1 protein-coding gene is annotated in these 898 nt (G+C 29.7%); it reads left to right on the top strand.

What is annotated here, in order from left to right; translation table 11 throughout:
* The coding region (locus JG677_RS08350; protein WP_442778896.1) for a Cj0814 family flagellar-dependent secreted protein at positions 1–785 on the top strand (785 nt) is incomplete at its 5' end.
* Positions 786–898: the final 113 nt, after the last annotated feature.

Genomic DNA, 898 nt, shown 5'->3' with positions numbered 1-898 from the left:
ATATGGCTGAAACCATAAAACAATATTATAATCAATTTAATCAAATTGTTAATCATAGTTTTAACGATGCCAATAAAACAAGTTTCACTGAAGCAGATATTAATTCTATGCCTAAAGGAATAAGCGAGTTATCATCTGATAAAACTATAGGCATTATGCCAAAAAATTATAATAAGCTAACAATAACAAACTATTATAATACACAAAATCAGTATGATGAAGCAGAACAATTAGGAATGTTCGGGCATATCAATATAGGCTTACAACCATTAAATTTCACTCCACAAAGTATGCAAACACAAAATTTAGATAAAGATACTGCAATAGATACTTTTAACCCTAATATGTCATTTTATCCACAAAATGAAGATGGAAGCTATTCTAAAGAAGCTTTGTTTATGAGTTTTTTAAAATCAACAGGTGTATCACCAAGAGAAGATAGTGCTACATTAAATCCTATAGCTAAGTCTTATGCCGAGGCTATGGCTAAAGAGAGTTTTGATGGCTCATTGGCTTCCTTAGACGACATTATGACAGGCAAAGTTGATTTTGCTAAGCTATTAAAAGGTTATGCACAAGATGGTTGGCTTGATGCAGATATATATGCAATGGATAAAGGAGTTAAATGGCAAAATACAAGCATAGGTTATGGTGGAGCTTGGTTTGATAGAGAATTTAATCAAGCAAAAGCTAATGGTTGGAAAGCAAGTAATGAAAGTATAAATTCTTATGTAAATAATATAATGGATAGATTAGATAAGCTAATGAGTGAAACTAGAGTTTAAGGATTTAATATGAGCATCTTTAGTATAAATGATAATTCAAGTTATGGCTCTATACTTTCACAAAGTAAAGCAAATAAAGAAAGTAAAGAAAATTCAAAAATAAATTTTGCAAA

This window comes from Campylobacter sp. TTU-622 (assembly GCF_016598965.1).
Taxonomy (GTDB): domain Bacteria; phylum Campylobacterota; class Campylobacteria; order Campylobacterales; family Campylobacteraceae; genus Campylobacter_D.
Note: the sequence above shows the minus strand (reverse complement) of the source record. Positions and strands in the feature narration are given on the sequence as shown.